This window comes from Streptomyces sp. NPDC002156 (genome assembly GCF_053593675.1).
In genome coordinates this window covers 1-8,063 of record NZ_JBSFDA010000279.1, presented here as the reverse complement: position 1 = coordinate 8,063, position 8,063 = coordinate 1, and the positions used below count along the sequence as shown (strand labels likewise).

Here is an 8,063-nt window from a genome sequence, read left to right as displayed (position 1 = left end):
GCTGACAAACCAGCCCGTCCGGCGTTTGAGGACAAGGCCCGTTCAGGGCCGTTGGGGGTCTGGGGGCGCAGCCCCCAGGGGATGGGAATGGGTAGGGGCGGCGGGGGCGAGAAAACGCCCGGCGTCGACGTCGTTACCCTGGGGGGCCGGGGTGGCGTCCCCGTGGGCTCCGGGTGGGGTGACCTGGGGAGACTATTCCCGCCGGACGTGTGACATTGCCGCACGTCCGTGGAGGCGTGGTCTGTGCTAGCGTGGTTTCCAGTTGCAGTTGTGGTTCCCAAAGATTTCCGGTGTTAGTTCCGGCGGGGCAATCATTGCGGCGACGCGGGGTCCGCACGGTGCGGGCCCCCGAGCATGCCCCAAGGAGATTTGACATGGCCACCGGTACCGTTAAGTGGTTCAACGCGGAAAAGGGCTTCGGCTTCATCGAGCAGGACGGCGGCGGCGCCGACGTCTTCGCCCACTACTCGAACATCGCCACCCAGGGCTTCCGTGAGCTCCACGAGGGCCAGAAGGTGACGTTCGACGTCACGCAGGGCCAGAAGGGCCCGCAGGCGGAGAACATCCTCCCCGCCTGATCCGCGTGAGCCTGCCGGTCCACTAGTCAGCTAGTCAACCTAGTCAGCTGGTAGATCGACAACACACGTGATTGTGGCCGGGGCCCGCACCTAGGGGTGTGGGCCCCGGCTCACAGTTTTTTCGGGACGGTTCCGCACCGGACTCCACCGGACTCCGGTCGCCGTCCCTGATTCTTGGGGTGTCTCAGAAACCCCTTCACCGCTCGTTTCCTTTCGGCCCGTCCCCACGGCCTTTCTGTCCTGTGTGCCGCCGCTGTCGCGGCGGACGCTGAGCGCTGCCGTGTTCTCTGCCGACGTGCCGCATTGAGGAAGGTTCTGCATGAACCGGTCGTTCGCCGACCTGGGCCTGCCGCCCTCGCTGCTGGCCTCCCTCACCGCCGAGGGCATCACCGTCCCCTTCCCGATCCAGGCGGCCACGCTGCCGGACACCCTCGCGGGCCACGACGTCATGGGCCGCGGCCAGACCGGCTCGGGCAAGACCCTGGCCTTCGGCCTGGCCATGCTGGCCCGGCTCGCCGGACAGCGCGCCGAAGCGGGACGCCCGCTGGCGCTCGTCCTCGTACCGACCCGTGAGCTCGCCCAGCAGGTCGTGGACGCGCTCACCCCGCACGCCCGCGCCATGAAGCTGAAGATGACCACGGTCGTCGGCGGGCTGCCCATCTCCCGTCAGGCCCGTGCGCTCGGCGCCGGCACCGAGGTCGTCATCGCGACGCCCGGCCGGCTCCGCGACCTCGTCGACCGCCGCGACTGCCGCCTCGACCGGGTCTCCGTCACCGTCCTCGACGAGGCCGACCAGATGGTCGACATGGGCTTCCTGCCGCAGGTCACGTACCTGCTCGACCAGGTGCCGCGCAAGGGACAGCGCATGCTGTTCTCGGCCACGCTCGACGCGGACGTCGGCCGGCTGGCCCGCCGCTACCTGCACGAGCCCGTGGTGCACCAGACCGACCCGCACGCCGGCGCCGTCACGACGATGGAGCATCACGTGCTCTACGTCGACGACGCCGACAAGAAGACGGTCGCCACCGAGATCGCCGCCCGCGACGGACGCGTCCTGATGTTCATGGACACCCGGCGCAGCGTCGACCGCCTCACCAAGCACCTGCTGAAGAGCGGTGTCCGTGCGGCGGCCCTGCACGGCGGCCGTTCCCAGCCCCAACGCACGCGCACACTCGCCCAGTTCAAGACCGGCGAGGTCACCGTGCTGGTCGCCTCCGACGTCGCCGCCCGGGGCATCCACATCGACGACCTCGACCTGGTCGTCAACGTGGACCCGCCCGGCGGTGCCAAGGACTACCTCCACCGCGGCGGCCGTACGGCCCGTGCCGGAGCCTCCGGCAGCGTCGTCACCCTGGTCCTGCCCGAGCAGCGCCGTGAGATGCGGAGCCTGACCCGGGCGGCGGGCGTCAACCCGAACACCGCCAAGGTCTCCCCCGGCGCCGCCGAACTGACCCGTATCACCGGCTCCCGTACGCCGTCGGGCATACCCGTCGTCATCCCGGTCCCGGCCCCGACCCCGCCGTCCCCGTCGAAGGGCGACGGCTCCGGCCGGTCCAGGTCCTCGCGGTCCCGGTCCGGATCGCGCTCGGGTTCCGGCTCGGGCACGGGTTCGGCTGCGGGCTCCTCGGGCACGCGGTCGCGCCGTGGGGGTGCGGAGGGTGCCGGTGGCGGTGCCGGATCGCGTACGTCGGGTGGCGGCAGCGGCAAGAAGGCGTCGCGTCCGACCGGTGGCGGTGCCAAGCCGCCACGTACGCCGGGTGGGAGCACGTCCGCCCGTACGGAGCAGGACGGCTCCGGAGAGCCACGCAGCCGTCGGCGTCGGGCGCCCCGCAACCGGCGTCCGGGTACCGACGCACGTCAGAGCAGCTAGCACCAGCTTCAGCACGAGCACCTGTACAGCACCCGTAACCCTTCCCGACCTGCGGAGGCACCATGCGTTGTGTGATCGCACGATTCCCGTTCGACCTGATCATGAGTGAGGTCACGCACAAGATGGACGGGGTTGCCCCCGAGCCCATCACCAGTGCGGCCGTCGTCATCGGTGGAGTGGACTACCCGGTCAAGCAGGTCGGTGCGGTTATTACTCGGCTGGACCGGCGTGACTTCACCGAGAAGGAAATGATCGCTGCGTTGAATCGGCTGGGGTTCACCTGCCGGGCGACTGCGGCGCCGGCGCCGGCCCGTCCGGCGGTCATTGATCCCTGGGCCGAGATGCAGTAACGCTCCGCTGGAGGGCCGGCTTTTCGTCTGCGGGCTCGTTGTGGCTGGTCGCGCAGTTCCCCGCGCCCCTAAAGGGGCGCGGCCGAACCGCCTGATCTAGCTGACCGGCACCCCCGTTACTGCCGCGGCCAGCGGGTATGCACCCGTTTTCAGGGGGGTGCCGACCGCGCCCGTTGCCGTTGTCACCGGGACCAAGGTGCCTGCGTCGGCTGTCGTCACGTAGGCCGTTGTGCCGTTCCAGTTGAGGGCTGTGTCGAAGGCTGAGCGGCCTACGGTGATCGGGGTGCCCGGGGCGCCGGTCACCGTGTCGAGCGGGGTGATCGTGTCGCCGTTGCTCGCGCTGACCCAGAGGGTGCGGCCGTCCGGGGAGAGGGCGAGGCCGTACGCCTGACCGGTGACCAGGTAGGTCGGGCGGGTGTCGTTCGTGGCGGTGTCGATGGGAGTGACCGTCGAGCCACCCGAGTTGGACACGTACACCGTCTTCCCGTCGGGCGCCGCGACCACGTTGAACGGGTTCGGGCCGACGGCAACTGCCGTTCCGGCCTTGCCCGTTGACAGGTTCACCGGGCTCACCGTGCTGTCGTGGATGTTCGCCACGTACAGGGTGGTGCCGTCCGGGGTGATCGCCATGTTCTCCGGGCCGTCGCCCACCGCTATCTTCGCGCCCGCCGTGCCAGTTGCCAGGTCGATCGGCTGGATCGCGTCGTCGGAGTAGTCCGCGACCCAGAGCGTGCGGCCGTCGGGGGTGAGGGCCAGGCCCGCCGGTACGTCCCCGACCGCCACGGTCGCCGTGACCTTCGACGTACTGACGTCGATGACGCTCACCGTGTCCGAACCCTGGTTCGCCGCATAGGCGGTACGGCCGTCCGGGCTGATCACGACCTCACCCGGGTTGTTGCCGACCGGGATTTCGGTGGAACTACCGGAGGTCAGGTCCACCGAACTGACCGACGCGCCACTGAAGTTGGCGGTCAGGGCTCGTTCGCTGCCGCCGACTGCGGTTATCTGCACCGGGATTGCCCGGCTCACCAGTCCATCTCCGGTGACTGCTACCGATCTTGTGCCCGCACTCGCCCCACTCGCCGCCGTGAAGGTCAGGGTCTCCGTGACCTTACCGCCCGCCGGGACGGTGACCGTGCCGGCGGACGGGGTGACCGTCAGGCCGTCAACTTCCTTGATCTTCCAGGTTGTTGTCCTGGCGGTCGTGGAGCGGTTGTCGGCAATCGTCAGGGTTGAGGTGGCGCTGTCGCCTGGGGGCAGGGACAGAGACGTCGGAGTGAAGGACGCGTCCGGGCCCGGGTCCGGGGCCGCTCTCAGGGTCGCGTCGAACAGGAAGCGGTCCAGTACGCCGGGGGCGATCTGCTGGGGGACCGAGTCGAGTTGCTTGCGTTGCGACTGGAGGCGGGCGTAGAGGGTTGCTACCGCTTCCGTGTCGCCGTTCTTCTGCGCCAGCATCAGGTCTACGGCTGTCGTGCCTGCCTCTCCGTACGCGCCCAGCTTGTCCAGCCACTTCGAAGTCTCGGTCAGGAATGGGGCGTTGGCGAGGTTCGCTCGGAGGTCTGCCGGGGCTGCCGCCATCGACCTGAAGTAGGCCGTCAGTGCGTCGGCCGCCTTGTCGAGGCCCTCTCCGCTCTCGTACGCCGTCGTGAACGCCTTGAGGAGGGGAGTCAGGGTCGGGGACTCGGTGGCGTCCAGGAGAGAGGAGTAGTTGTTCTCCGCGAAGACTCGGAGGGAGGCTGCCGTCGATCTGGGGGCGTTCGCCGCGAAGTCCTTCACCGAGGCCAGGAACGCCGCTCGGGGGTCGTACGCCGTCGGGTTCCAGGCGTAGGACGCCGAGGTGAAGAGGGCGAGTTTGCTGGCCTCGGCCTGGATCATCGGGTTGGCGGTGATGCCCGTGACCTGGGTGGGTACGCCTGCCTCGCGGCCTGTGTAGGGGCCCAGGAGGAGGCGGCTGGTGGTGTAGTCGTTCACCGGGTAGTTGTCCCAGATCAGGATCGGGTGACCGAACAACTCCTTTGCCTGGCGGGCCTGGTCGGTGGTGATCGTCGGTGCGATTACCCCTACGCCCGTCCACTCGACGACGACCGACGGGTCCAACTGCTCGCGCAGCGCCGTCTTGTACGGGGAGTCAGCGAGGTCGGAGTACTCGGTCGGGACCATCTCCAGCGGGGTCACGTCCGTGTGGGCGGCGACGAAGTCCTTGACCACGTTGTTGAGGAGGGCCGACTGGGCAGTGCCCGCCGCTCCGCCTCCCGTGCCGAACTTCTCCTTGTCCGCCGCGCAGTTCCACGCCGTGTAGCTGATGTCGTCCAGCGGTACGGCGAACGAGCGCACGCCGATCGCGTACAGCGACTCGAACTTGGTCACCAGTGCCTTGACGTCGGCCGCCGAGGAGTAGCAGACCGACAGTCCGGGGGAGAGGGCGTAGGTGAAGCGGACGTGGTTCTCGGCTGCCCGGTCCACCAGTTGTTTGAGGGTGGCCAGTTGGGCCGGCGGGTACTCGTCGCGCCAGTTCGCGCGCAGATACGGGTCGTCCTTGGGGGAGTAGACGTACACGTTCTGCTTCGTACGGCCGTAGAAGTCGAGTTGGGAGAGGCGGTTCTGTTGGGTCCAGGGGGCGCCGTAGAAGCCCTCGATCACTCCTCGCAGGGCCGTTGTCGGCCAGTCCCGGACCGTTGCGGAGGGGATCGAGTTGTGGGTGATCAGCTGGCGGAGGGTCTGGGCCGCATAGAACGTGCCCGTCGTGTCCACTCCGGACAGGGCGACGGTGCCCTTGCCGGTGGCCAACGTGTAGCCGCCGGAGGGGAGTTGGGTGGGGGGCTTGGCGCCCAGATGCTTGAGTGCCTTTGCCGTTGCCGGGTTTTCCGTGGGGCCGCCGACGTAGACCGTGAGGGCGGCGGGGGGTATCGGGCGGCCCGCTGTGACCGTACGGATGGTGTGGGCGCCGGCGTCGCGCAGGACGCGTTCGACGAGGGTGCGGGCCGCCGGGTCGGTGGCCTTGCCGATGACCTCGACGACCTGCTTCGGGACCGGTTGCGCGTGGGTGCCTCGGCCGGGGCTCAGCTGCTGGGGGGTCGGCCAGATGTGGGGGAGGGGGGATGCAGCCGTGGCGGAGTGCGGTGTCGCCGTCGCTGCGGGGGCCGGGGCTGTGCCCAGCACACAGAGGGTCAGGGCCGCGGCGAAGAGGCCGCTCGCTGACTTCAGCGCCGGGGTCACGGCCGGCTCCGGTTCACTATTTCTTCCATTGGGCGGAATCTTGGTGGATGGATTCACCAGCTGGCAAGACCCCGTCCACTTGCTTAACTGACTTCATGACCGACACCGACAGCAAGAGCAGTCCCTCCCTCACCGTCGCCGTCCTCGGCACCGGCATCATGGGCGCCGCCATGGCCCGTAACCTCGCCCGGTCCGGGCACACCGTCCGGGTGTGGAACCGGACCCGCGCCAAGGCCGAGCCCCTGGCCATCGAGGGCGGGATCATGCTCGCCGAAACGCCCGCCGACGCCGTACGGGACGCGGATGTCGTCCTGACCATGCTGTACGACGGTGATGCCGTCCGGGAGGTCATGCGCGAGGCCGCGCCCGCGCTCCGGACGGGGGCCGCGTGGGTGCAGTCGACGACGGCCGGGGTGGATGCCATCGGTGAACTCGGCTCACTGGCCGAGGAGTTGGGGCTTGTCTTCTTCGACGCGCCCGTCCTCGGGACCCGGCAGCCCGCCGAGGCCGGGCAGTTGCTCGTGCTCGCCGCCGGGCCCGCCGAGCACCGGGCGGCCGTCGCTCCCGTCCTCGACGCGGTCGGCGCCCGTACGGTGTGGACCGGTGAGGAGGGCGGGGCCGGCAGTGCCACGCGGCTCAAGCTCGTCGCCAACAGCTGGGTGCTGGCCGTCACCAACGCGACCGGTGAGGTGCTGGCCCTCGCCCAGGCACTCGGCGTCGAGCCGCAGAGCTTCTTCGACGCGATCGAGGGCGGTCCGCTCGACATGGGCTATCTGCGGGCCAAGGCCGGTCTGATCCTGAACGACGGGCTGACTCCGGCGAGTTTCGCGGTGTCCACGGCCGCGAAGGACGCCCGGCTGATCGTCGAGGCGGGCGAGCGGAACGGCGTACGGCTGGACGTGGCCGCCGCGAGCGCCGAGCGGTTCCGGCGGGCCGCCGAACAGGGACACGGGGACGAGGACATGGCCGCCGCTTACTTCGCTTCCTTCGAGGAGAAGCAGCAGTAACCGGGGCCGGTGAGGGTCAGCCCACGCGTACCTTTCGGCTGCCGCAGGTGGCGCACACGGCGTCGGTCAGCGGGGAGCGCATGGCGCGGCCGTCCTCGTCGACGTACTCCAGGGGATTGAGGCAGCCGGCCGGGTCGGGGAGGACGATGACCTCGAAGGTGCGGTTCCAGGCCTTACCGCAGGCGAGGCAGGTGAAGGGGAAGGTCTCGGTGAGGTTTCCGGTGGGGTCGTGGGTGAGGTTCCGGGGCCCACGGTTCTGCTCGTTCTCGCCGGACATGCGGTACTCCCTAGCGGGGTGATGAGCGGCAGCCGCGCCGGCTGGTCACGGGTGGAGCTTCTCGCCCTTCGCCAGCATCGCCACGTACGTCTCGATCCGGCGCGCCCGGGTCTCGGGGCGCTTGGCCTCGTGGATCCGGTGCAGGATCGCGTAGCGGTTCTGCCGGTCCAGGGTCTCGAAGAACGCCGCCGCGGCCGGGTCGGCGGTCAGGGCCGCCGCGAGATCGTCCGGAACAGTGGCGGTCTTCGCGCTGTCGTACGCCGCCTCCCAGCGGCCGTCCGCCTTGGCGCGGTCGATCTCGGCCTGCCCGGCCGGACGCATCCGGCCCTGTTCGATCAGGACGGCGACCTTGCCGCAGTTGATCTTCGACCACTTGCTGCGCGGCCTGCGCGGGGTGAACCGCTGGAGCCACCACTGGTCGTCGAGCCCGGCCTTCTGACCGTCGATCCAGCCGTAGCAGAGCGCCACGTCGAGGGCCTGGGCGTAGTCCAGGGCGACAGCCCCGGTGGCTCCGGAGGTCTTCTTGCGGAGCTTGAGCCAGATGCCGGGCGAGGTCGCGTGGTTCTCGCCGAGCCATGCCTCGAATGCCTCGGCGGATTCGAACGCGAGGGTCTCCAGGTCCTGAGTCATTCAGGCAGCGAACCACATCGGGGCCCGTCCTGACCCGCCCTGACCCGTCCCGCCCTGCCTCGGATCAGGCAGGGCGGGGCGGGGGGCCGGGCGGGGGGGGGGGGGGCGGGCCGGGTGCCCCCCCCGCCCCCCCGC

At 69.8% G+C, this 8,063-nt stretch carries 7 protein-coding genes; 4 read left to right on the top strand and 3 right to left on the bottom strand.

What is annotated here, in order from left to right:
* Nucleotides 1-374: 374 nt before the first annotated feature.
* The 3 genes from ACWCRB_RS47780 (at nucleotide 375) to ACWCRB_RS47770 (ending at nucleotide 2,798) form a co-directional block, all read left to right on the top strand.
* Nucleotides 375-578 carry a cold-shock protein gene (locus ACWCRB_RS47780; protein WP_006373337.1) on the top strand — a complete coding sequence of 68 codons (204 nt, stop codon included), beginning with the start codon at nucleotides 375-377 and terminating at the stop codon, nucleotides 576-578.
* 319 nt (nucleotides 579-897) lie between these two features.
* Nucleotides 898-2,448 (top strand): DEAD/DEAH box helicase, encoded by a 1,551-nt coding sequence (locus ACWCRB_RS47775; RefSeq protein WP_451002066.1) that lies wholly within the window; start codon nucleotides 898-900, stop codon nucleotides 2,446-2,448.
* A gap of 62 nt (nucleotides 2,449-2,510) precedes the next feature.
* Complete coding sequence (locus ACWCRB_RS47770; RefSeq protein ID WP_235476686.1) at nucleotides 2,511-2,798, top strand: SCO5918 family protein; 288 nt, start codon at nucleotides 2,511-2,513, stop codon at nucleotides 2,796-2,798.
* Nucleotides 2,799-2,894: 96 nt separating this feature from the next.
* Here the strand turns inward: ACWCRB_RS47770 and ACWCRB_RS47765 are convergent, their stop codons facing one another.
* Nucleotides 2,895-6,014: a beta-N-acetylglucosaminidase domain-containing protein gene (locus ACWCRB_RS47765; protein WP_451002065.1), complete on the bottom strand. Its 3,120-nt coding sequence runs from the start codon at nucleotides 6,012-6,014 to the stop codon at nucleotides 2,895-2,897.
* A 95-nt stretch (nucleotides 6,015-6,109) separates the two neighbouring features.
* Between ACWCRB_RS47765 and ACWCRB_RS47760 the strand changes: the two genes are divergently transcribed.
* Nucleotides 6,110-7,021 (top strand): NAD(P)-dependent oxidoreductase, encoded by a 912-nt coding sequence (locus ACWCRB_RS47760; RefSeq protein ID WP_451002064.1) that lies wholly within the window; start codon nucleotides 6,110-6,112, stop codon nucleotides 7,019-7,021.
* Between the two features lie 16 nt (nucleotides 7,022-7,037).
* Here the strand turns inward: ACWCRB_RS47760 and ACWCRB_RS47755 are convergent, their stop codons facing one another.
* Entirely contained in the window at nucleotides 7,038-7,298 is a 261-nt protein-coding gene (locus ACWCRB_RS47755; protein WP_451002063.1) for a hypothetical protein, read from the bottom strand.
* Between the two features lie 45 nt (nucleotides 7,299-7,343).
* On the bottom strand, nucleotides 7,344-7,928 hold the full coding sequence (locus ACWCRB_RS47750; RefSeq protein ID WP_451002062.1) for a YdeI/OmpD-associated family protein: 585 nt from the start codon (nucleotides 7,926-7,928) through the stop codon (nucleotides 7,344-7,346).
* Nucleotides 7,929-8,063: the final 135 nt, after the last annotated feature.

Bases quoted from the DNA above. Each gene is read 5' to 3' on its own strand.
- ACWCRB_RS47780 (WP_006373337.1), top strand. From the start codon at position 375: ATGGCCACCGGTACCGTTAAGTGGTTCAACGCGGAAAAGGGCTTCGGC.
- ACWCRB_RS47775 (WP_451002066.1), top strand. From the start codon at position 898: ATGAACCGGTCGTTCGCCGACCTGGGCCTGCCGCCCTCGCTGCTGGCC.
- ACWCRB_RS47770 (WP_235476686.1), top strand. From the start codon at position 2,511: ATGCGTTGTGTGATCGCACGATTCCCGTTCGACCTGATCATGAGTGAG.
- ACWCRB_RS47760 (WP_451002064.1), top strand. From the start codon at position 6,110: ATGACCGACACCGACAGCAAGAGCAGTCCCTCCCTCACCGTCGCCGTC.
- ACWCRB_RS47755 (WP_451002063.1), bottom strand. From the start codon at position 7,298: ATGTCCGGCGAGAACGAGCAGAACCGTGGGCCCCGGAACCTCACCCAC.
- ACWCRB_RS47750 (WP_451002062.1), bottom strand. From the start codon at position 7,928: ATGACTCAGGACCTGGAGACCCTCGCGTTCGAATCCGCCGAGGCATTC.